This is a genomic window from Rahnella sp. NRRL B-41462 (assembly GCF_003263525.1).
Lineage (GTDB): Bacteria > Pseudomonadota > Gammaproteobacteria > Enterobacterales > Enterobacteriaceae > Rahnella > Rahnella aceris.
The window spans coordinates 1-22,312 of the sequence record NZ_JYDF01000031.1; the positions used below are offsets into that span (position 1 = coordinate 1).

General features: G+C 53.0%; 19 protein-coding genes and 1 pseudogene. 10 read left to right on the forward strand and 10 right to left on the reverse strand.

Annotated features, from left to right (window positions below; genetic code table 11):
* The 10 genes from UC14_RS08735 to UC14_RS08780 form a co-directional block, all read right to left on the reverse strand.
* The coding region (locus UC14_RS08735) for a PTS transporter subunit EIIC (RefSeq protein WP_157962084.1) at positions 1-523 on the reverse strand (523 nt) is incomplete at its 3' end.
* Positions 524-1,010: 487 nt separating this feature from the next.
* Positions 1,011-2,555: an anti-phage dCTP deaminase gene (locus UC14_RS08740; RefSeq protein ID WP_112197563.1), complete on the reverse strand. Its 1,545-nt coding sequence runs from the start codon at positions 2,553-2,555 to the stop codon at positions 1,011-1,013.
* Between the two features lie 30 nt (positions 2,556-2,585).
* Complete coding sequence (locus UC14_RS08745; RefSeq protein ID WP_013573382.1) at positions 2,586-2,765, reverse strand: hypothetical protein; 180 nt, start codon at positions 2,763-2,765, stop codon at positions 2,586-2,588.
* Positions 2,766-2,999: 234 nt separating this feature from the next.
* Complete coding sequence (locus UC14_RS08750; protein ID WP_014411434.1) at positions 3,000-3,794, reverse strand: DsbA family protein; 795 nt, start codon at positions 3,792-3,794, stop codon at positions 3,000-3,002.
* 177 nt (positions 3,795-3,971) lie between these two features.
* Positions 3,972-4,694, reverse strand: a complete 723-nt coding sequence (locus UC14_RS08755; protein ID WP_013573380.1) for a DUF3053 domain-containing protein — start codon at positions 4,692-4,694, stop codon at positions 3,972-3,974.
* Between the two features lie 659 nt (positions 4,695-5,353).
* Positions 5,354-7,423 carry a glycine--tRNA ligase subunit beta gene (glyS, locus tag UC14_RS08760; protein WP_013573379.1) on the reverse strand — a complete coding sequence of 690 codons (2,070 nt, stop codon included), beginning with the start codon at positions 7,421-7,423 and terminating at the stop codon, positions 5,354-5,356.
* Between the two features lie 9 nt (positions 7,424-7,432).
* Positions 7,433-8,347, reverse strand: coding sequence for a glycine--tRNA ligase subunit alpha (gene glyQ, locus UC14_RS08765; protein ID WP_095924009.1), 915 nt, complete (start codon positions 8,345-8,347; stop codon positions 7,433-7,435).
* A gap of 121 nt (positions 8,348-8,468) precedes the next feature.
* Positions 8,469-8,753, reverse strand: coding sequence for a type II toxin-antitoxin system RelE/ParE family toxin (locus UC14_RS08770; RefSeq protein WP_013573377.1), 285 nt, complete (start codon positions 8,751-8,753; stop codon positions 8,469-8,471).
* On the reverse strand, positions 8,743-8,991 hold the full coding sequence (locus UC14_RS08775) for a type II toxin-antitoxin system Phd/YefM family antitoxin (protein ID WP_013573376.1): 249 nt from the start codon (positions 8,989-8,991) through the stop codon (positions 8,743-8,745). Before UC14_RS08775 ends, UC14_RS08770 begins: the two co-directional genes overlap by 11 nt.
* A gap of 78 nt (positions 8,992-9,069) precedes the next feature.
* Entirely contained in the window at positions 9,070-11,076 is a 2,007-nt protein-coding gene (locus UC14_RS08780; protein WP_112197564.1) for an autotransporter outer membrane beta-barrel domain-containing protein, read from the reverse strand.
* Positions 11,077-11,266: 190 nt separating this feature from the next.
* On the opposite strand from UC14_RS08780, the gene UC14_RS08785 reads away from it, so the two are divergent.
* The 10 genes and pseudogenes from UC14_RS08785 to ghrB all read left to right on the forward strand — a co-directional run bounded on the left by UC14_RS08785 (position 11,267) and on the right by ghrB (position 22,259).
* Complete coding sequence (locus tag UC14_RS08785; protein ID WP_037033862.1) at positions 11,267-11,839, forward strand: DNA-3-methyladenine glycosylase I; 573 nt, start codon at positions 11,267-11,269, stop codon at positions 11,837-11,839.
* Positions 11,836-12,279 carry an N-acetyltransferase gene (locus tag UC14_RS08790; RefSeq protein WP_013573373.1) on the forward strand — a complete coding sequence of 148 codons (444 nt, stop codon included), beginning with the start codon at positions 11,836-11,838 and terminating at the stop codon, positions 12,277-12,279. Before UC14_RS08785 ends, UC14_RS08790 begins: the two co-directional genes overlap by 4 nt.
* A 221-nt stretch (positions 12,280-12,500) precedes the next feature.
* Positions 12,501-13,163, forward strand: a complete 663-nt coding sequence (locus UC14_RS08795) for an OmpA family lipoprotein (protein WP_037033864.1) — start codon at positions 12,501-12,503, stop codon at positions 13,161-13,163.
* Between the two features lie 103 nt (positions 13,164-13,266).
* A complete protein-coding gene (locus UC14_RS08800) occupies positions 13,267-14,274 on the forward strand; it encodes a LacI family DNA-binding transcriptional regulator (RefSeq protein WP_014411432.1) in 1,008 nt (335 codons plus the stop codon).
* 140 nt (positions 14,275-14,414) lie between these two features.
* Positions 14,415-16,541 (forward strand): alpha-galactosidase, encoded by a 2,127-nt coding sequence (locus tag UC14_RS08805; protein WP_112197565.1) that lies wholly within the window; start codon positions 14,415-14,417, stop codon positions 16,539-16,541.
* 58 nt (positions 16,542-16,599) lie between these two features.
* The gene (locus UC14_RS08810; RefSeq protein WP_112197566.1) at positions 16,600-17,886 is read left to right on the forward strand and encodes an MFS transporter; all 1,287 of its coding nucleotides are present in this window, start codon (positions 16,600-16,602) and stop codon (positions 17,884-17,886) included.
* A gap of 67 nt (positions 17,887-17,953) precedes the next feature.
* Complete coding sequence (locus UC14_RS08815) at positions 17,954-18,988, forward strand: LacI family DNA-binding transcriptional regulator (protein ID WP_112197567.1); 1,035 nt, start codon at positions 17,954-17,956, stop codon at positions 18,986-18,988.
* Positions 18,989-19,200: 212 nt separating this feature from the next.
* Positions 19,201-19,949, forward strand: a pseudogene (locus UC14_RS08820) (sugar phosphate isomerase/epimerase family protein).
* Positions 19,950-19,992: 43 nt separating this feature from the next.
* Entirely contained in the window at positions 19,993-21,285 is a 1,293-nt protein-coding gene (locus UC14_RS08825; RefSeq protein WP_112197568.1) for an MFS transporter, read from the forward strand.
* Entirely contained in the window at positions 21,282-22,259 is a 978-nt protein-coding gene (ghrB, locus tag UC14_RS08830; RefSeq protein WP_112197569.1) for a glyoxylate/hydroxypyruvate reductase GhrB, read from the forward strand. The genes UC14_RS08825 and ghrB overlap by 4 nt, the downstream gene beginning before the upstream one ends.
* Positions 22,260-22,312: the final 53 nt, after the last annotated feature.

Consider the following 22,312-nt stretch of genomic DNA (forward strand, 5'->3'; position numbering starts at 1 on the left):
ACAGGTTATGAATAACCATGATGTGCACGCCTGCAGCCAGCACTTTAGACAGTGCTTCTACCAGCGGACCGATTGCCAGGAAGGCCAGAATGGCCAACAGCATACCGATAATACCGGCCGAGAAGTTGTTGACCAGCATCTCGAAGCCACTTTTGATTTTACCGTCAACCCAGCGGTCGAAACGCTTGATGCACCAGCCGCCCAGCGGACCTACAATCATTGCGCCGAGGAACATTGGCATATCCGCACCAACGATAACACCCATTACGGTGATTGCGCCGACCACACCACCGCGATCACCACCGACCAGACGACCACCGGTATAACCGATGAGCAATGGCAGAAGATAAGTGATCATCGGGCCAACCAGTTTCGCTAATGTTTCATTAGGGATCCAGCCGGTAGGAATGAACAGAGCAGTAATGATACCCCAGGCGATAAACGCGCCGATGTTGGGCATTACCATGTTACTCAGGAAGCGACCAAAGTTTTGAACTTTGATCTTAACGTCTGGTGAAAACATAAAACGCACCCCTATTGATACGCGCTGACAATAGAGCGCGTGATATCAGTTAATTATCGGTGACGGTTGTTTCGGTTTTTGTGCCACTGCTTTAAAAATCCGTCCGTCGAATTGCTGTCTGCGAGGCGGACTCTACCACGTGATTATAGGCCTCGCGTAGCCACCCGACAGCCCGTGACGCAGATCACACGTATACAGCCATCACCCCCTGCATTTTGGTGATCATCATCACAAAAACAGCCTGTAACCGAGCTACACTGACGATTATTTGAGCGCACCCCTGCCAAATATGTGACTTAAGTCACTTTTTGTTAACGAGTCTTTATCATTAAAACGTGATATTGATCACAAAGTATTTTTCGCCGGACTTGTGTATTTCGCTTAAAAAGCATTCAGACGTGTCTGAGGAAAGGAAAACTGAGTTTACGGGAGAGATGTTGAAAGAAAATTACAGGGGGAGCGGGTATCCGGAATACCCGCTTCTTCTTTAATCGGGGACAGGTTCATCACGAAGCTTATTAGTAACATTCAAAATCACTTTTGATTCAGAATCACCATAACTATCCAGATATTGTGGATCAACGTGATGGGAAGCAGGGATTTCATAAGAAATTGGCTTGCCTCTGTCATCTTTTCTCGGACGGCTATAACCGAAAAATTTTGTATACCGTCTCGGTGCCGTTCCCTCAAAATTCTCGAAAATAATCTTTTTAGTTTTATCCGTACTGTCGGCATGAGCTATCGAATCACCGTGAAGGTCTTCAGCCAGACTCTTGGCATAAGGTTCGATATAAACCACCCTCTTCAATCCAGCGGCAACAATATGTCGTGCACAGTTGTGGCAAGGATAAGTTGTGCAATAAAGTGTCTTATCACAAGTACTTGCATTCGCAAGACGCGCCATCGTAGTAATTGCATCCATTTCGGCATGAATAGCACGCGAGTATTCAATCAGGGACTTTATTTTTGGGGTTTTCATAATCTGTATTGCAAGTTCATTCGCCCGTGACGGATCACTACGGGCGATCACTGCTTCGACCTCACGCCTGACTAAATCCTTGTGCATATCACTATGGCAGCCATCGTTGTTATAACAGCGTTTATCGCTCTTGCTTTCACAGGAATAGAGCCCACCACCTGCAGCAGGTACATCGTTGCAGCCAGTGGAGAGGATATTGCAATTATCATCCGTAATAGCAGCCCCCACCTGACGCGATAAACAGGCAGAGCGTAATGCGGCTGAATTCGCGGTGAACATGCCGGTTTCATCCTGGCTGGGACTCACATTATTTGCGCCATGTACAAGGTCGATAAATCGGGCTATCGATTTTTTAATCTGATCATTATTTATGTTCCTGATAAAATAATCGGCACACTGCAATGTGTCCTCGACATGTTGACCATAAGGGTACTCGGAACGCCTGTCGCGCCTGATTATTTCGGCAATCTGATGATCGTTAAGAAAATCCTTTTTCAAATTAATAACTCTTTCATTAATCGTTCTCACTAAGCCGATCAGATAAAAATTATTACGATACACCTCACGAAAGAGATCAACTTCTTCAGGATGCTTTAATTGATCGACAATGTAAGCTATTTTACTGGTTGATTTTCCTGATGCTCCTTTAAAATCTCCCGTATTTAAATTTGCCGTCCTGATAACTTTTATTTTCCGGATAACCAATTCGGAGTTAATGATATTGCCATGTTTTTCACGCAGAGTATTACCGAGATTTTGCAACTGGATAAAATGCTCATAGCCTTCAAGTTTCTTTAACTCTGCCGCTTCAGCAGCTGACAGGGTGTCTGCCATTAAATCGCTAATTCTTATATGCACAACATGATAATTACAGGCTTTAAGTTTAGTGATGATTTTTTCTTTAAGGGTTTTAACCCCTGATCCACTCGCCCCACAAAGTCCGATGACCAGTTCTTGTGAGCGGCGCTCACGAATATCATCAATGCTGTTATTGTTGCCGAATGATTGATTTGATGCAGGTAATGAAATGATTTTTTTTGCCGGTTCAGCCATAGACACTCCAATGACTGGACAGCCTGAATGTTACCAGTCTAGCTTGGCTGCTTCTTCCAAAACCTGAGCCATGGCCTTTTTATATGCAGCAGACTGACGCCGGGCCGAAAGATCAATAACGTGCTCTGATCCCGTGCTCTCCACTGCTGAGAATTCGGAATGCTGTTCATCCGTTTTCAACGCAGCATAATCAGCGAATTGAACAATCATAAGCTATCCATGTAATCAGTAAAAAATTGAGTAAACTCTGCTGGCAGATCCCAGAATCAGAGATTGTTTCATTGGATGAATATCCATGAAGAAAAGAAGGTTACCACGTCAAAACCCACGAAGTGAGTAAAAATTTACTCAGTTTCAGCCGTTACATTCGATACTGAGAAGTGCTTTCCAAACTATACCTGAGAAGAAAATCCGACAGCACAGGCTGCCGGATTGAAACAAAAATTACTTCCCGCCCTGCGCCTTCATAATGGCTGCCTGCAATTCTTCAGCAGACACAGCACCAGGCAGAACGCTGGTGTTTTCAGCGGTCGCGCCGCTGGTTGGCATCACCACGAACCCTGGCGTACCGCTGAAGCCCAGCGTACGGGCCAGCTCATCGTTAGCGGCGATGGCTTCGTGCGTCGCTTTACGCTGTGCATCGGTTGGCGCTGTCGCTTTCGCGGCTTTCACTGCACCGGCGATATCGGCATCCGTAAGCTTACCTTCGTCATGACCGGTGCGGTAAATGCTGTTGTGGTAATCAAAGTACGCCTGAGCGCCTTTTTCTTTCCAGATAGCCATACCGGTTTCAGCCGCAGTGATGGACGCTTTCCAGCGGTCACCAAAGATTGGCCATTCTTTGAAGACGAAACGTACGTTCGGATTGGCTTTCACGGTCTGCTCAACAACTGGCGCCATGTGGCTGCAATACAGGCACTGGTAATCGAAGAATTCCACGAACGCGACTTTTGCATCTTTCGGGCCGTAGCTTGGGGTCGCAGGGTCGTTCAGCAGAGCTTTAGAATTTGCCAACACCGCGCTCAGGGTTTGCTGTTGTTGCTGATCAGCCTGCTGTGCCTGCAATTTCTGGCTGACCTGCACCAGAATTTCCGGGTGCTGCAACATGTAATCCGCCGCAATTTTACCAATGGCTTCCTGTTGCGCCGGGGTGAAATCTGCGGTTGCGCTGTCGGCAGCAACCGCCAGCGTCGGTGTCAGCACAAGGGAAGCCAACAGAGTCATCATCTGACGTTTCATCAAAAATCCTTAAAGTGAAAGACGGGAAAAAACTGACAGTTACCTTCAAAAGTAGAGGAACTCAGCCGGATTTGCAGGCAAAAAATTGTCATTTTTTATAAACAGGCGGACAGGATCTCAGTCAATAAAAAAGCCACGTACAAGATGACGTGGCTTCGTTGCTGATATCAGTCAGGCTTAGTTGCTAAAATCGCCCTGTGCGACTTTTTGCGCCTGAAGCAATGTCTGCTGTTTACCCACCAGATTCGACATCATGGTGTTGTACTGCGTGGCCTGTTGCTGCGTCGGGAACTGCACGCCGCCGTTGGCGAAAGCAACCTGCGTGCCCTGCTGTTGCAGGAAATCACCCACAGACGCGATATCCTGCGTGAAGCTTTGCAGCGCAGGCACCAGTGGTGTCAGCACGTTAGCAGGCTGGGTCACCACGCTGTTGTATACCTGGCTATAAACCGCTTTCAGATCGTCCGGTTGTTTCAATGCCGCCATCGCGGTGTCGGCTTTCACTTTTGAGTCACGCAACTGCGCATTCAGCAAACTCAGCGTGCTGGCCGCCTGTTGCAACGCGCTGCGCTGAGTCATGTAATCCTGCGGCGTACGCACCTGACCAATCGCGCTCACCACCGGCACCAGGCTACCTTCAACGGCACCTTTCATCTGGCGGGAGAATGACAGAATGATGCCGTAGTCATTCGCGTAATTACCAAAACGTTGTTTCTGATCTTCACTCAGCGACGGCAGATTTTGCCCGCTACGCATCACGGTATTTTGCAAATAATCGATAAAGGCTTTGCGTTGCTCCGGTTCTTTATCGCCGCATGCAGTGAGCTGAAACACCACCAGCAGTGCGATAAACGGCGCCAGCCAGCGAGAAAATGCACCGCTTCTGATCCCTACAGCCATGAGTCCTGACTCCTGATTTCAATGTTCTTCTTCCGGCCAGTTCCCTGCCGATGCTGTGCATTCCATGCGGGTTATAGGATAGAACAATTGGGGGGAGAACGCTTTTTAAAAAAGCGTAGAAAAGTTTTAAATTTGAAGTTCAGGAGCAACACCGCGGGCTCGCCGCCCACACTGGCCCAAAGGGTTTTAAACGAAACCCTTTGGAATCCTGCGTTTTTAAACTGCGCGCTATCGCTCGCTGGCTATGTTTCAGCTATCACTGTGACAGGCTGGAAATCTTGCCGCTGCGCGGTCTCTTCTCTCGGTACTGGAGCCTCTGGTCTCCAGTCCGCTCCGTTCAGCAAGATTTCTGAATCGCCCGCACGATCTTAAATTCTAAAACCAAAGGGTTTTATCTTTTAGAATAATTGATTGGCGTGCTCAAAATTCAGCTGAACGGAGCGGCTTCGAGACCTGTGGCTCGAAGACCGAGAGAAGGCAGTGCGAAGCACCTGAATTTGCGCCACTCATTAATGTGCCGGAACATGTCCATCGTGCCTGCGATAGCGCGCAGTGAGAAAACGCGGGAGTCCAGAGGGAGAAGGTTTATTCTCCCTCTGGTCGGTGTGGGCCGATGCCCACTACCTTGACTTTGATTTTGACTTTAAAAAGTCAACTACTTACTGAAGCAGCGAAATATCCGCCACCTGCAGGAACAACTCCCGCAGTTTGGAGAGCAGCGTCAGGCGGTTGATACGCACCGCTTCGTTCTCATCCATCACCATCACGGTATCAAAGAACGTATCGACGGTTTCACGCAATGCAGCCAGTTCCACCAGCGCTTCTTTGTACTGACCGGCGGCAAACAGCGGTTCCAGCTTGTCGCGCAGAACCACCAGATGCGTCGCCAGTTTCAGCTCAGCAGGTTCTTTCAGTACGGACGCGTGGACGTGATCCAGCAGAACATCCGTGGATTTCGCCAGAATGTTGGACACACGCTTGTTGGCCGCCGCCAGCGTGGCCGCTTCATCCAGCGTACGGAAGTAGCTCACCGCTTTCACACGGGCATCGAAATCTGCCGGTTTGGTCGGACGACGTGCCAGCACAGCCTGAATGGTATCAACTGCGTGACCTTCTTCCTGATACCACGCGCGGAAACGACCGAGCATGAAATCAACCACATCATCTACTACCTTCTCGTTAGTCAGCTTGTCGCCGTACAGACGCACCGCTTCTTCGGTCAGGGTTTGCAGATCAAGTGGCAGGTTTTTCTCAACGATAATACGCAGAACACCCAGCGCGGCACGGCGCAGTGCGAACGGGTCTTTGTCGCCTTTCGGATGTTGACCGATGCCAAAAATACCGGCCAGGGTGTCCATCTTGTCAGCGATTGCCAGCGCGCACGCTACCAGCGAAGCCGGTAACTCGTCGCCCGCAAAGCGTGGCTGATATTGCTCGTTCAGCGCAACCGCGACTTCTTCCTGCTCGCCGTCGTGACGTGCATAGTGCATGCCCATCACGCCCTGCGTGTCGGTGAACTCGAAGACCATGTTGGTCATCAGGTCACATTTAGACAGCAGACCGGCGCGTTTTGCGTTCTCAACGTTGGCACCGATTTTCTCAGCGATCCAGCCAGACAGCGCCTGAATACGGTCGGTTTTGTCGCGCAGCGTACCCAGTTGCTTCTGGAACAATACGGTTTCCAGACGCGGCAGGTTATCTTCGAGACGTTTCTTGCGGTCGGTATTGAAGAAGAATTCGGCATCGGCCAGACGCGGACGCACCACTTTCTCGTTACCGGAAATGATTTGCTGCGGATCTTTCGATTCGATGTTGGCGACAAAGATGAAGTTCGGCAGAAGTTTGCCTGCGGCGTCGTACACCGGGAAATACTTCTGGTCGCCTTTCATGGTGTAAACCAGCGCTTCAGCCGGAACAGCCAGGAATTTCTCTTCGAATTTCGCGGTCAGCACCACCGGCCATTCAACCAGAGACGCGACTTCTTCCAGCAGACTTTCACTCAGATCAGCGATACCGCCAATTTCTTTTGCCGCTTTTTCCGCGTCACGTTTGATCAGCGCTTTACGCTGCTCGTAATCGGCAATGACTTTGCCGCGTTCCAGCAGAATTTGCGGATACTGATCGGCATTATCAATCGTGAATTCAGGCTCGCCCATGAAGCGGTGACCGCGAAGAGTGCGGGCAGAATCGATACCGAGAATTTTCGCCGGGATCAGCTCATCGCCTAACAGCAGGGTGACAGTATGCACCGGACGCACGAACTGCACGTCGGAATCGCCCCAGCGCATCAGTTTAGGAATTGGCAGTTTAGACAGTGACGTGGCGATCATCGCAGGCAGCAGTTGTTGCGCGCTTTCGCCTTTGACGTGCGCACGGTAAACCAGCCATTCGCCTTTGTCAGTGACCAGACGATCGGCCTGATCAACGGTGATACCGCAACCGCGAGCCCAGCCTTCAGCGGCTTTGCTGGGTTTGCCTTCGGCATCAAATGCCTGCGCCACAGCCGGGCCGCGTTTTTCAACTTCGCGGTCAGCCTGGGATTCATGCAGACCGGAGACTTTCAGCGCCAGACGGCGCGGTGCGGCAAACCATTTTACGTCGCCGTGTGGCAGATTCGCCGCATCCAGCTCCGCAGTCAGGTTAGCGGCAAAAGATTCAGCAAGGCTGCGCAGAGCCTTCGGTGGCAGTTCTTCCGTGCCGATTTCCACCAGAAATGTTTTTTCAGTCATGGACTTATCTCACTTCTCGTTCTTTTTGCACATCGGGAAGCCCAGCACTTCGCGGGAAGCGTAATACGCCTCAGCTACCGCTTTAGTCAGGGTACGGATGCGCAGAATGTAGCGCTGACGTTCAGTCACAGAAATCGCTTTACGCGCGTCGAGCAGGTTGAAGCAATGGGCCGCTTTCAGGATGCGCTCGTAAGCAGGCAAGGCCAGTGGATTTTCGAGTGCCAGCAGGGTTTGCGCTTCTTTCTCGTGCTGTTCAAAACAGGTGAACAGGAAATCGACATCGGCGTATTCAAAGTTATACGTCGATTGTTCCACTTCGTTCTGATGGAACACGTCGCCGTAGGTGGTTTTACCCAGCGGACCGTTGCTCCACACCAGATCGTACACGCTGTCCACGCCCTGGATGTACATCGCCAGACGTTCCAGACCGTAAGTGATTTCGCCGGTTACCGGTTTACATTCCAGACCGCCAACCTGCTGGAAGTAAGTGAACTGCGTCACTTCCATGCCGTTCAGCCACACTTCCCAGCCAAGACCCCAGGCGCCGAGCGTCGGGTTTTCCCAGTTGTCTTCAACGAAGCGGATATCGTGGATCAGCGGATCAAGACCCAGCTCTTTCAGTGAGCCGAGGTACAGCTCCTGAATGTTTTCCGGTGAAGGTTTGATCATCACCTGAAACTGATAATAGTGCTGCAGGCGGTTCGGGTTCTCGCCGTAGCGGCCGTCGGTCGGACGGCGTGATGGCTGAACATAGGCTGCCGCAAAAGGCTCAGGGCCGAGTGCGCGCAGACTGGTCATCGGGTGCGAGGTCCCCGCGCCGACTTCCATATCCAGCGGTTGAACAATGGTGCAGCCCTGCTGCGCCCAATAATCTTGCAGTGTCAGGATCAGGCCCTGAAATGTCTTGGTATCAAACTTTTGCATGTTGGATTCGCACGCGAGAAAGTGGGTGTAAAGAGAGTGCGACAGTATACCCGCTGCACGGAAGATAATCAGCCAGAATGACACATCAGTTCAGCCGGATTTGCTTTCGGGACGCCAGTATTTAGCGCTTCTCAGCCAGTTTATACGCTTCGTTGCCTTCGCGTTTACCCACCGCGACAACGGTCACGATGATTTCCTGATCTTCTACCTGATACACCAGGCGATAACCAAGACTCTTTAATTTGATTTTATAGCGGTTATTTTTGGGGCCACATAAGCGGGCAGAAACCACGTGAGGATTCTCCAGCCGCTCGGCCAGTTTCTTTTTAAATTGCTCCTTGATCGTTGGGGCAAGTGCTTTCCATTCTTTTAAAGCTGATTTGAAAAAATTGAGTTTATAAGTCATCCAGTGTCAACCTAATCCTTTCTTCACCCTGCCGCGCATCCATTATGCGGTTCAATTCAACGTCTTCTGCAAGACTCAGAAAATAGGCGTAAACATCGGGCGGAACGCAATAAAAAGCGGGCTCGTTACGATTGAGTATCGCCACCGCTTCGCCTTCGCCTGCACTAAATGTTCCCATCGGGTCGCGTTTTAGTTCAGTAATACTGGCGGCTGAGGAAGTGAGTATTTCAAACGGCATAGTTTTTCTCCTTTTTTCATACTATGCCGTCAGTATAGCTTTTAAAGACATCCTTTAAAGCACTCTTAATAATATCTTTTAAAACCGCGCACTCAGCCCGGCGTTGTAGGAGGTTTGTTCGCCGGAATCCAGTCCGGTGGTTTGTGAAATAGCCGCAAATGCTGAAATGCTGTGGGTGATTTGCACGTTTAAGCCTGCGGTCATATCCACCCAGTCGTCGTCCTGTTCGCCGGTGGTGCGGCTGAACCGCGTGCGGGTGGATTTGATCGCGCCGGTGGTGGTGTAGGTTTTATCGCCAAACTGGCGGTCATAGGTGACCTGCGCATACGGATTGACGATGCCGAGTTCGGCATTCACCCGCCAGCCGAGCGCACCGATTTGTGAATGAGAAGTCTGATCGCCAAAACGCATCGAGGTACTGTTGTTCCCCTTCTCGCTGTAACCTTCAACACTGCTGTAATCCCAGCTGTATTGCGCCACCGGCCCGGTTTTCAGCACCGGCAGAACCGGGAAGTCCCAGCCTGCGGTGACGCGTCCGCCGATCTGTTTGCCGTCCGTTTCACCGCGCTCCGTCCGGGTGGTAGGCCCGAGCGTAATGCGGCGTTTGATATCGTCATAATTGAGCGAGCCGTAGTGCACATCGCCGTTGATCCAGCCATTTTCGGCGATTTTAATGCCGGTGAAGGCGGTCGCCATCCAGCCGCGCGTACGGTAGCTGTAATGATCTGTCGGATCGTCTTTATCATCGGAGCCGGAAAGCATAAGCCCCATCATCCAGCGATCGGTCATCTGATAATCCATGCCGATATTCAGCGAGTTAGCCGTCAGGTCGCCATCACCCAGCCCCATCGACGGGCTGAATTTGCTGTCCGCACTTTGCCCGGCATAACCGCCAAACATGCCGAAGGTTCCCGCATCGTTATCCTGCGTACGCAACTGCTGATAACGGCTGTCGAGCAAGCCTTGTGTATTTCGCGCCAGCGCCAGTGAACCCTGACTCAGCGCAGAAGCTTCCAGCGGGCCGTCGAGCACCGACTGCATATATTGCGCAATCAGCGCGTGCGCCTGAGGCGTCGGGTGGAAATGGTCAGAAAACAGGAAAGCTTTGCTGCTGTCGAAACCCGGCAGATTCGAAGTACATTCCGAGGCGGATGTCCCGACCGGACAGGCCGTACCGGCAGTATTGGCAAAACCGTACCGCGCCGGATCGGCAACCACTTCGTTGAACAGCCCGTTGATATCCACGCGTGCAATATTGCCGCCGGTTTTCGCCAGCGCGATATCTTCGGTGGTGTTGTAGGTGTCGGTCAGGCCGCCCGCCACGTCTTTCAGCGCGTCATACGCGGCCGCCAGCCCTTTGGCGATCACGTCCTGTACCAGCGGAATGCCCGAGCCTTTCGCCGCAGCGGCCGCCAGCGCATTGTGAATGGCCTCGGTGCGGGCATCGGCATCCGGCGTATTTTGTGCATTCAAATACTGATACGCCGCTGCCAGCGCCTGTTGCTGCACCGGCAGCAATCCGACCTGGATCACGCCTTCCATCAGCACCGGTGTCAGACCGATATTCGGCACCGTCGGCACCACAACCGTGCCAGCACCGGCTTTCAGTAAATCGTTCACCTGTGAGGCCGCCTGCGTCGCGCTGTTGGTGGCAATTTCCACCGCCGTGATCGGGTTCAGGCTCAGCGCCGCAGCGGCCAGATCGTTGCCGCCAATCCAGTGAATATACAGCCCGTTCGGATCGGCTTTGCCGCCGGTCGACGTCAGATAGCTTTTAACCTGATCCTGCGTGGTGTAATCAGAATCCAGCCCCGGCACCGCCACACCGCCACCTTCGGCATAGTTCAGGCCGCCTTTTGAAGAAGGAGCTAAGGTTGTGCCGATGTTGTTCGCCAGGATCTCGTCATAAAGCGGATGCGTGCTGCTGTCGAAGGTCCAGCGACCAATGTTACCGGTGTCACTCAGGCTGTCGCCGAACACATAAAGCTGGTCAAAAGCCTTCGCGGGAGCCTGTAAACCGAGGCACAGTGCCACGGCAAATGCTCCCTGAGAGAGTCGTAAAATCGACGAATTCTTGCCTGCCATAACGGTGATTTCCCTCAATAATGATGCTCAACGCAAGGATTAAACGTAAGGATTACGTAATGATTGGCTTTAAATATTGTTCAGATCCGACCAGCGTCAAGGTGGGGATTTAGAAATTGCGACGTTGCAGAGTTATCCGAGAAGCCACACACTGACACCACGCATTTAAGCCTCTTATAAGGACGACAGAATGGCGACTACCCGATGCAACTGGGTTTCGAAAGAACCGATTTACCTCGAGTATCACGATAAAGAATGGGGCGTGCCGGTTAAAGATGGCCGCGAATTGTTTGAAATGTTGTGTCTGGAAGGCCAGCAGGCCGGTCTGTCGTGGATCACCGTGCTGAGAAAACGCGAAAACTATCGCCAGAATTTTCATCACTTCGACCCGGTGCGCATTGCGAAAATGACCGATGACGACGTGGAGCGGCTGGTGCTCGACGCCGGGATCATTCGCCATCGTGGCAAAATCAAAGCCATTATCGGCAACGCACAGGCGTATCTGGCGATGCAGGCCGGTGGCGAAGACTTCTCTGAATTCATCTGGAATTTTGTTGGCGGCCAACCGGTCATCAATAATCCGCTTGGCCCGGAAGGGGTTCCGGCGACCACCGCCGTATCCGATGCCATGTCCAAGGCGCTGAAAAAGAAAGGCTTTAAGTTTACCGGTTCGACAATTTGTTATGCCTTTATGCAGGCAGCCGGGCTGGTGAACGATCATCAGTCATATTGCTTCTGCCATCCGGCGAATCAGCCGTCATGATCCGTGCAGCGCGGCCCGCCGACACCGAAGCCATTCTGATGCTCTGGCTGCGCAGTTCTTTGCTTTCACATGCGTTCATCGCCGAATCCTACTGGATTGAAAGCCTGCAAATGGTCAGAGAAGATTTTCTGCCCAAAGCCAGAACCTGGGTCGATTGCGACGAAGATGATCAGGTTTGCGGATTTATCAGCGTGATGAATCAGCAGTTTATCGGTGCGCTGTTTGTAGAAGCCTCACACTACGGCGATGGCACCGCGCAGCGTCTGATGGCGGCGGCAAAGGAGGAATATCCGGTGCTGCTGCTGGAGGTTTACCAACAAAATGATCGCGCCGTCTCGTTCTATCGCAAGGAAAATTTTGAGATAACCGCGAACACCCGCCATCCCGGCACGGATATGCCAACGTACATTCTGCGCTGGCATCATCCCCTTTCTGAATAAGTTCCAAAAATCCGTAAAAATACAAAAACGGATATCCGGAATTCTCCTACTGCTTAACGTGCCGAAATTGCGCATAAAGAGCGCCAGAACGCCGCAGGACTGATGTCCTCCCGTTGCATTTGTTTATGTTTTGACACCTTTTTCTGTGCAACTTCTCAGAAAGCGCGAAGTCATAATGCAGCGGTTAAGTTCTGAATAATAAACATCCTGAAGGAAATAAGATGAGCAAAAGATTAGTTGTGGTTGCGGGCGTACTTTGCGCCACCCTGGGCCTGTCGGCCTGTACCACTAACCCTTACACCGGCGAATCAGAAGCAGGGAAATCCGGCATTGGCGCAGGTCTTGGGGCCGCGCTCGGCGCAGGCGTCGGTATGCTGTCTTCCTCTAAACACGACCGCGGCAAAGGCGCGCTGATCGGTGCCGCAGCCGGGGCCGCACTGGGCGGCGGTGCAGGTTATTACATGGATGTGCAGGAAGCTAAACTGCGCGACAAAATGAAAGGTACCGGCGTCAGCGTGACCCGTCAGGGCGATAACATCGTGCTGAATATGCCGAACAACGTCACCTTCGACACCAACAGCAGTACGCTGAAACCGGCAGGCGCTAACACGCTGACCGGCGTGGCGATGGTACTGAAAGAGTATCCGAAAACCGCCGTCAACGTGATCGGTTACACCGACAGCACCGGCACCCGCGCGCTCAACATGAAACTGTCGCAGCAACGTGCTGACGGCGTGGGCAGTGCGCTGATTACACAAGGTGTTGAAGGCAGCCGCGTACACACCACCGGCGCCGGCCCGGATAATCCGATTGCCAGCAACAGCACCGAAGCCGGGAAAGCGCAAAACCGTCGTGTAGAAATCACGCTAAGTCCGTTGCAGTAAACTCTGAATATCCTTATTCATCACGGGGCCTTATGGCCCCGTTTTGTCTGGCATGTGATATTCTCCCGCAATGTGTCTCCTCAACGGCGTTACGGGTGTCAGTATGTCTCTGAAAGCTATCGCGAAAGATCTCGGTATTTCCGTGACCACCGTCAGCCGCGCGCTGAACGGTTACGATGACGTTTCAGCAGAGACCAAAGCCCGTGTTCAGGCGGCGGCAAATGTGCGCGGTTACCGCCCCAACACCCTCGCCCGCCGGTTGAAAATGGGCAAGATCGACGCCGTTGGCCTCATTTTTCCCTTCACTTCCCACCCTTTAAGTAATTCTGCTTTTATCGAAATGGTCGGTTGTATCACCCGTGAACTGGCCAAACATGAAATCGACCTGTTACTGGTGCCGGATGAACTGGGCACCTTTTCGTGGCGGCGTCTGATTGAAAGCAAACGCGTCGATGCCATGCTGGTGGCGCATACGCTTGATAACGACCCTCGCCTGCTGGATTTGCAGCAACGCAATTTCCCGTTCCTGGCACTGGGCCGCAGCGGTTGCCTGACGCAGGACTACGCCTGGTTTGATTTCGATAACCGCGCCGGTATGCAGATGGCGGTCGATCATCTCGCCGCACTCGGCCATCAGCGCATCGCGTTTCTTGGCGAAAATAATCAGCAATCGTTTATCGGACAGCGTTATCAGGGGTATCTCGACGGGTTGCAGGTCAACGCCCTGCCGGAAAACCCGGACTACATGCATAAAATCAGCCCAAGCCGTCGCGCCGGTTATCAGACCACGCAGGCATTGCTGGCGCTACCGGTACCGCCAACGGCGATTGTCTGCGACTGCAATATGCACGGCGAAGGCGCTGCACTGGCGTTACATGAAGCCGGTTTACTGCTCAGTGGCGGTATATCACTCATCATTTTTGACGGATTACCCCGTGACAGCGTGCCGGATGTGGCGGTGACCGCCGTCCGCCAGGGCACCCGCGAAGCGGTCGGTTTGCAAATCGCCACCATGACAATGTCGCTGATCCGCAACGAGCCACTGAAAGATTTACAGGTTCTCTGGCAGCCTGAACTGCAGGCGGGCGTTACCGCACATCCACCACGCTGATACTTCCCCTTTCGGTTATTTTTCCACCCTATATCACAAATCTGACGATTTACATTTCCCATCCGAAACGTTTCGGATCAATAGTTACTCCACCTGATCGCGTCTTATCAGCGCAAATCTTTGTTTGGAGCAGCGACTATATGGAAAACCAGATTGTTCATTTAACCGGCGGGAATACCAGCCTGATCGTGCGTTGCATGCCTTACGCCGAAATTCTTTACTGGGGAAACCGCCTCAGCCAGTTTTCAGCGAATGACGTTATTTCGCTGAGCCGCGCGGTGCCCAATGGCCGGATTGATGTCGAAGCGCCGGTGAATGTCAGCGCCGACTCAGGGCGCGGTTCATTCGGCACACCGGGCATGGAAGGCCATCGCGACGGGCTGGACTGGTCGCCGGTATTCAATACCACGCAGGTAAAGCATGATGAAAACCAGCTCACCATTACCACCGAAGACCCGATCGCCGGACTGCAATTTCGCAGCGAGTTACGCCTCGATAACAGCGGCGTTTTGCAGGCACGTAACAGCCTGACCAACCTCAAACCCGGCACGTATCAGGTGACGCGACTGGCCGTGACGCTGCCGCTGCCGGAACGCGCCGCCGAAGTGATGGCCTTTCATGGCCGCTGGATCAAAGAGTTCCAGCCGCACCGCACACGGCTGGATCACGGCGGCATCATTCAGGAAAACCGTCGCGGCAAAACCTCTTCCGAATATTTTCCGGCGATGATGATCGGTCATCCGGGTTTCAGCGAAGAACAGGGCGAAGTCTGGGGAATGCATCTGGGGTGGAGCGGCAACCACAGGCTGCGCGCCGACATCAAAATCGACGGCCGCCGTCTGGTGCAAGCCGAAGCGTTGTATCTCCCCGGTGAGCAACGACTCGGGCAAGGCGAAACTCTGGAAACGCCCTGGCTGTATGCCAGTTATTCAGCCAGCGGCCTGAACCGCATGAGTCAGCAATTCCACCAGTTTGTGCGTGAACAGATTTTGCGCTTCCCGGCTGAGAAACCGCGTCCGGTACATCTCAATACCTGGGAAGGGATTTATTTCGAACACGATCCTGACTACATCATGCAGATGGCGACCGAATCCGCCGCGTTAGGCGTGGAACGCTTCATTATCGACGACGGCTGGTTCCGTGGCCGCGACCATGACCGCGCCGCACTCGGTGACTGGTATCTCGACGAGAAGAAATACCCGGATGGCCTGAAACCGGTGATCGACCATGTAAAAAAACTCGGTATGGAATTTGGCATCTGGGTCGAGCCGGAAATGATTAACCCGGATTCCGATTTATACCGCGCCCACCCTGACTGGCTGCTGGCGTTGCCGGGCTATCAGCAACCGAGCGGACGTCACCAGTTCGTGCTCGATCTGAACAATCCGCAGGTCTTTGATTATCTGCTGGAACGCATGAGCTGGCTGCTTGGCGAGCACGACGTCGATTATGTGAAATGGGACATGAACCGTGAAATTGTCCAGCCCGGCCATGAAGGTCGCGCGGCACTGACGTCACAAACGCAGCAGTTTTACCGCCTGCTCGACGCGCTGGGCGAACGGTTCCCGCAGATTGAGTTTGAATCCTGCGCGTCCGGCGGGGGTCGCATTGACTTCGAGGTGCTCAAACGCAGCCACCGTTTCTGGACATCCGACAATAACGACGCGCTGGAGCGGCAGAAAATTCAGCGCGGCATGAGCTATTTCTTCCCGCCGGAAGTGATGGGGTCGCACATCGGCAACAAGCTGTGCCATGCCACCTCACGCCAGCACAGCATTGAATTTCGCGGCCTGACGGCGCTGTTCGGTCACATGGGGATTGAGCTGGATCCGGTGAAAGAAGGCGATACCGAACGCGCCGGTTTTTCGAAATACACCCGCCTTCATCAACAACTTCGCCCGTTATTACACAGCGGCGACGTTTACCGCGTGGATACACACGACGAGACGGTGCTGATCAATGGCGTGGTCAGTGAAAGCGCCGATCGCGCGGTATTCCTGGTCAGCCAACTGGCGATGCCCACCTGGTCGTTACCCGGTGTGTTGCGGGTGCCGGGGCTAAGATCTGATGCGCGTTATCGCGTGACGGTGCTGGATGAACCGCCATTGCTGGCGGGTGGCGGCAGCGGTCACACCATGCGCGTACAACCGGCGTGGCTGCATGAATCTCCGGTATTGAGCGGCGAATGGCTGGCAAATGCCGGGCTGGCACTGCCGGTGTTGGATCCGGAAAGTGCCCTGCTGCTGGGCTTCGAAGAAATCAGATAACAACAAAAAACGCCGGTACGTGAGTGCCGGTTTTCATGGTTTCGGCAAGGAAATCACTATGAACTCTACACAAACCTCAGATCGTTGCTTCTACAAAAACAATACTAATTTCTGGATATTTGGCAGCTATTTCTTCCTGTATTTCTTCATCATGGCGACCTGTTATCCGTTTTTACCGATCTGGCTTTCTGATGTGATCGGCCTGAGTAAGACGGAAACCGGTATCGTGTTCTCCAGCATGTCGTTGTTTGCCATTCTGTTTCAGCCGATTTTCGGCATCATTTCAGACAAGCTCGGCCTGAAGAAGCATCTTCTGTGGGTCATCGCCGTGCTGCTGTTCCTGTTTGCGCCGTTCTTCATTTACGTATTCGCGCCGTTGTTAAAACTGAATATTGTGCTCGGTGCCATTCTCGGCGGCGCCTATATCGGTTTCGTCTTCGCGGGCGGTTCGGGCGCGACTGAGGCGTATATCGAAAGAGTGAGCCGCAACAGTTCGTTTGAATACGGTAAGGCGCGGATGTTCGGCTGTTTCGGCTGGGGGATTTGCGCCTCGACGGCGGGTGTGCTGTTTAATATCAACCCGGATATCGTGTTCTGGATGGGTTCCGGGGCCGCAATCATTTTGATGATTTTGCTGCTGATTGCCCGTCCACAGGAAAACAAAAACGCACAGGTTCTGGATAAACTCGGTGCCAATCAGCCGCAATTCTCGCTGAAAACGGCGGCAATGTTGCTGAAAGAGCGCAAACTGTGGATGCTGATTTTGTATGTCATCGGCGTGGCCTGTGTGTATGACGTGTTCGATCAGCAGTTCGCGACGTTCTTCAAAACTTTCTTCGCGTCGCCACAGCAGGGCACGGAAATGTTCGGCTACGTCACCACCGCCGGTGAGTTGTGTAACGCACTGATTATGTTCTGTTCTCCGTGGATCATTAACCGCATCGGCGCGAAAAACACCTTGCTGCTGGCAGGTACGATTATGTCGATCCGCATTGTCGGTTCGTCATTTGCCACCACGGCGGTTGAAGTGATTTTGCTGAAGATGCTGCACGCGCTGGAAGTACCGTTCCTGCTGGTTGGCGTGTTCAAATACATCACGCAGATTTTTGATGTCCGGTTCTCGGCGACCATTTATCTGATCGGGTTTAACTTTGCCAAACAACTGGCGGCGATTTTCCTTTCGGCCTTCGCGGGCAGTTTGTATGACCGTATCGGATTCAGTGATACTTATCTGATCCTCGGCGGTATTGCCTTTGGCGTGACGATCATTTCCGCGTTTACCCTGAGCAGCAGGCCGAAGCCTGAAGCGGTTTCCGGGGTGCAAACGGCAGAAGGTTTGCGCTGACTTGCGGATGCAGTCTTTCAGCACTCTGTGCTAGTCTCCGTGGGATGAGCAAGAAGGGAGAAAGGCTGTGAGCAAAAAACAGGAACCGGGCGCTGCGGTTCGCGCCACGATACGTGACGTCGCCAGTGCCGCCAAAACCGGTAAAACCAGCGTTTCACGTTATCTCAACGGTGAACAACACCTGCTGTCCGATTCGCTGAAAGAGCGCATCGGACGGGCTATCTCCCTGCTCGATTATCAGCCCAGCCAGATGGCACGTAGCCTGAAAAGCGGGCAAACGCGGCTAATCGGGCTGATCCTCGCTGATATCACCAACCCGTATTCTGTCGATGTGATGCGTGGCGTTGAAGCCGCCTGCCGTCAGGAAGGGTTGACGCTGCTGGTGTGTAACACCAATAACGAGCTGGATCAGGAAAAGCATTACCTGCAATTACTCAGCAGTTATCGCGTCGATGGCATTGTGGTGAATGCCGTCGGGATGCGCGAGGCGGCGATTTCTACGCTGCAACAGGCCAATTTACCCATGGTGCTGATTGACCGTAAAGTGGCGAATTTCGCCTGCGACGTGATCGGACTTAACAACGTGGAAGCCACTCAGATGATGACCGGTCATCTTCTGGAGCAGGGTTTTGAAGCCCTGCTTTTCATCAGCGAACCCGCCAATATAAACACCCGCTTCGACCGCTTACACGCCTTTCTGAAATGCATGCAGCAATCTCCGCAGTATATTGCCGAACAGGGTGAAATTGAGCTGAGTAATACCGGAGGGCTGGATAATCTGCTGAAGGACTTTGTGGCACGGCACGCGGATAAACACAAAGCGGTGATGTGTGTGAACGGCGCACTGACGCTACAGGTTGCACGCGCTATGCAGCGGCTGAATCTGCGCTGGGGGCCGGACATCGGTTTATCCGGCTTTGACGAACTGGTGTGGGCAGAACTGGCGGGCGTCGGTATTACGACGCTGAAGCAGCCGACTTACGACATGGGCGTGGCGGCGCTCAGACAACTGGTGACCCGCATTCAGGGCAATACTGAGCCGGTTAAAGACCTGGAGTTTTCCGGCGAACTCATTGCGCGCGGTTCTACAGCAGCGCGCTGATCCCTCTTCTTCCCCCTGAACCTGCCCGTTCTTCGTGAGCGGGATCATATTTTTGCGCTTTTGTCCTGTCGATTGGAACCGGTTCAATTAGGTTGTATAAAACGAAACAAAACGTTAACAACGGCTCGACCTGTCATTTGTTCCACTAAAATAAGGTTTCGGAAATGATTGCCTGCGCCAGATTACAGGGCGCTTTCACAGGATAAGTATTCATGAAAAGAGAAATCGTCATTGTTACCGCAGCCTACGGCAACAGCGTGGTAAAAGCCCGCGGCGGCCAGGCGGAGCTGCTTTCAGTGATTGCTGATGCTAAGGCCGACGGTGTGGAAATTCGTCGCGAATTGTTCACTGCCGGAGAACTGGATTCGTTGCAGCGCTGGCAGAAAAAATTAAAAGTCATGGATTGTTTGCGGTGTATTCCGTGCCGTTTCCGCTGTTTTCAGCCGGTGGCAAGCTTAATTCTGATGCATCACAATATTTTGAAGAGGCGCGCATTCTCAATGCCCGCACCATTAAGTTTTCTCTCGGCGAATTTATGCCGGGCCAGGATCTGACCCCGCTGAAGGTTGTACTGGCGTCAAGCCCGGTGAAGCTGGTGGTTGAGAATGACCAGTCGCCGGATTGCGGCATTCTTTCACGCATTAACGCTTTTATGTTTGCTGCTGAGTCGCTGCATCTGCCGTTAAGCATGACGTTCGACATGGCCAACTGGCTGTGGGTCGGACAGGATCCGGCCGTGGCCGCTGAGCGTCTGGCGCGTCATGTGGGTTATGTGCATGTCAAAGCTGCACAAAAACGTAGCGGAAAATGGCATGCCGTCGCGCTCGATGACAGCGATGGCAGTTGGGAACCTTTATTGAAAAGCCTGCCTCAGGATGTGCCACGCGGTATCGAATTCCCGCTTGAGGGTGATGATCTGACCGCGGTGACGCGCCATTACGTAGAACTGTTACGTCAGTAAGCGCCGTCGGGACCGTGCTGATGCACTATCAGGAGAAACAGTTATGAACCAGTCCAGGATCGCCACCCGCCGCTGGTGGTACATCATGCCGATCGTGTTCATCACTTACAGTCTGGCGTATGTCGACCGCTCGAACTTCAGTTTTGCCTCAGCGGCCGGTATCAACGACGATTTGGGCATTACCAAAGGGATGTCGTCCCTGTTGGGTGCACTGTTTTTTTTGGGCTATTTCTTCTTCCAGATCCCCGGCACGATTTACGCTGAACGCCGCAGTGTTAAGAAACTGATTTTCTGGTGTTTATTGCTTTGGGGGGGATTCGCCTCTTTAACCGGCGTGGTAACCAACATTCCGATGCTGGCAGTAATCCGCTTCGCCCTCGGCGTGGTGGAAGCTGCCGTGATGCCCGCCATGCTGGTGTATATCAGCAACTGGTTCACCAAATCCGAGCGTTCCCGTGCTAACACCTTTCTGATCCTCGGCAATCCGGTGACAGTGTTGTGGATGTCGGTGCTTTCCGGCTATCTGATCAAATCCTTTGGCTGGCGCGAGATGTTTATCTTCGAAGGCATTCCGGCGGTTATCTGGGCGGTTATCTGGTGGTTTACCGTCAAAGATAAACCTGAACAAGTCAGCTGGCTGAGCGACCAGGAGAAACAGGCGCTGGCCGCACAACTGGAAAAAGAGCAGAAAGACATTCAGGCGGTGGGCGGTTACCGGGAAGCCTTCCGCTCGCGCAATGTGGTGCTGCTTTGCCTGCAATATTTCTTCTGGAGCATTGGCGTGTATGGCTTTGTGCTCTGGCTGCCGTCGATTTTACGCGACGGCAAATCAATGGGCATGGTCGAAGCGGGCTGGTTATCTTCCGCCCCTTATCTGGCCGCCACTATCGCCATGATCCTGGTGTCCTGGGCATCGGACAAAATGCAAAACCGTAAGTTGTTTGTCTGGCCGTTATTGCTGGTGGCCGCGCTGGCGTTCTTTGGTTCATGGGCCGCTGGCACAAACAATTTCTGGCTTTCGTACAGTTTACTGGTGGTTGCGGCTGCGGCAATGTATGCCCCGTACGGGCCGTTCTTCGCCATTATTCCTGAAATGCTGCCCAAAAATGTGTCCGGTGGCGCGATGGCTTTGATTAACAGCCTCGGCGCACTGGGCTCATTCTTTGGCTCCTGGTTTGTCGGCTATCTCAACGGCAATACGGGCAGTCCGGCAGCCTCATTTATTTTCATGGCCGTGTCGTTACTGGTTTCCGCAGGTTTAACCCTGCTGGTGAGACCGCGAAAGGCCAACATTCAGCCGAAAGAAGTTTCCTTAACCCAAGGGAGTAAGTCATGAAGCCGTCTATCGTTTTATATAAAAAATTACCCGCCGACCTGCATCAGCGTCTTGAAGAGCATTTCACCATCACTGAATTTGATGGCATTACGGATAAGAACCGTGCTCAGGTGTTTGATGCGCTGCAAAACGCCGAAGGGTTACTGGGTTCCGGCGGGAAAATTGATAAAGAACTTTTCGACCATGCACCGCGCCTGCGTGCGGTTTCTACCATTTCCGTCGGTTATGATAATTTCGATGTGGCAGAACTGACCCGCCGCGAAATCCCGATGATGCATACTCCGACGGCGCTGACCGATACCGTCGCTGACACGGTGATGGCACTGGTGCTCTCTACCGCCCGCCGCGTGGTAAATGTGGCCGAGCGCGTAAAAGCCGGTGAATGGAATGAAAACATTGGCGAAGACTGGTTCGGCATTGATGTTCACCATAAAACCATGGGCATCGTCGGCATGGGCCGTATCGGTCTGGCGCTGGCGCAACGTGCGCATTTCGGTTTCGACATGCCGATTTTGTACAATGCGCGCAGCCAGCATAAAGAAGCGGAAGAGAAGTTTGGCGCGCGTAAATGCGAGCTGGATGAGCTGCTGAAAGAGTCTGATTTCGTCTGTATCTTGCTGCCAATGACCGAACAAACCTTCCATCTGATCGGTAAGGAAGAGCTGGCGAAGATGAAATCCAGCGCGATTTTGATCAGCGCAGGTCGTGGCCCGGTTATCGATGAACCAGCCCTGATCGAAGCGCTGAAAGCCGGTACGATTTATGGTGCTGGTATGGACGTGTTCGAGACTGAGCCGCTGCCAAAAGATTCTCCGCTGCTGAGCCTGCCAAACGTGGTGGCGCTGCCACATATCGGCTCTGCGACTCATGAAACCCGCTACGATATGGCGGCCTGCGCAGTGGATAACCTGATCGCCGCACTCAAGGGTGACGTGAAACAGTTCTGCGTGAACCCGGAAGTTCTGAAGAAGTAAGATAAAGAATGGGCGAGACCGGTCCGGGCGCAATCCTGCGGCCGGTCTCCCGA

Coding starts and splice junctions, on each gene's coding strand:
- UC14_RS08740 (WP_112197563.1), bottom strand. CDS start 2,555: ATGGCTGAACCGGCAAAAAAAATCATTTCATTACCTGCATCAAATCAA.
- UC14_RS08745 (WP_013573382.1), bottom strand. CDS start 2,765: ATGATTGTTCAATTCGCTGATTATGCTGCGTTGAAAACGGATGAACAG.
- UC14_RS08750 (WP_014411434.1), bottom strand. CDS start 3,794: ATGAAACGTCAGATGATGACTCTGTTGGCTTCCCTTGTGCTGACACCG.
- UC14_RS08755 (WP_013573380.1), bottom strand. CDS start 4,694: ATGGCTGTAGGGATCAGAAGCGGTGCATTTTCTCGCTGGCTGGCGCCG.
- glyS (WP_013573379.1), bottom strand. CDS start 7,423: ATGACTGAAAAAACATTTCTGGTGGAAATCGGCACGGAAGAACTGCCA.
- glyQ (WP_095924009.1), bottom strand. CDS start 8,347: ATGCAAAAGTTTGATACCAAGACATTTCAGGGCCTGATCCTGACACTG.
- UC14_RS08770 (WP_013573377.1), bottom strand. CDS start 8,753: ATGACTTATAAACTCAATTTTTTCAAATCAGCTTTAAAAGAATGGAAA.
- UC14_RS08775 (WP_013573376.1), bottom strand. CDS start 8,991: ATGCCGTTTGAAATACTCACTTCCTCAGCCGCCAGTATTACTGAACTA.
- UC14_RS08780 (WP_112197564.1), bottom strand. CDS start 11,076: ATGGCAGGCAAGAATTCGTCGATTTTACGACTCTCTCAGGGAGCATTT.
- UC14_RS08785 (WP_037033862.1), top strand. CDS start 11,267: ATGGCGACTACCCGATGCAACTGGGTTTCGAAAGAACCGATTTACCTC.
- UC14_RS08790 (WP_013573373.1), top strand. CDS start 11,836: ATGATCCGTGCAGCGCGGCCCGCCGACACCGAAGCCATTCTGATGCTC.
- UC14_RS08795 (WP_037033864.1), top strand. CDS start 12,501: ATGAGCAAAAGATTAGTTGTGGTTGCGGGCGTACTTTGCGCCACCCTG.
- UC14_RS08800 (WP_014411432.1), top strand. CDS start 13,267: ATGTCTCTGAAAGCTATCGCGAAAGATCTCGGTATTTCCGTGACCACC.
- UC14_RS08805 (WP_112197565.1), top strand. CDS start 14,415: ATGGAAAACCAGATTGTTCATTTAACCGGCGGGAATACCAGCCTGATC.
- UC14_RS08810 (WP_112197566.1), top strand. CDS start 16,600: ATGAACTCTACACAAACCTCAGATCGTTGCTTCTACAAAAACAATACT.
- UC14_RS08825 (WP_112197568.1), top strand. CDS start 19,993: ATGAACCAGTCCAGGATCGCCACCCGCCGCTGGTGGTACATCATGCCG.
- ghrB (WP_112197569.1), top strand. CDS start 21,282: ATGAAGCCGTCTATCGTTTTATATAAAAAATTACCCGCCGACCTGCAT.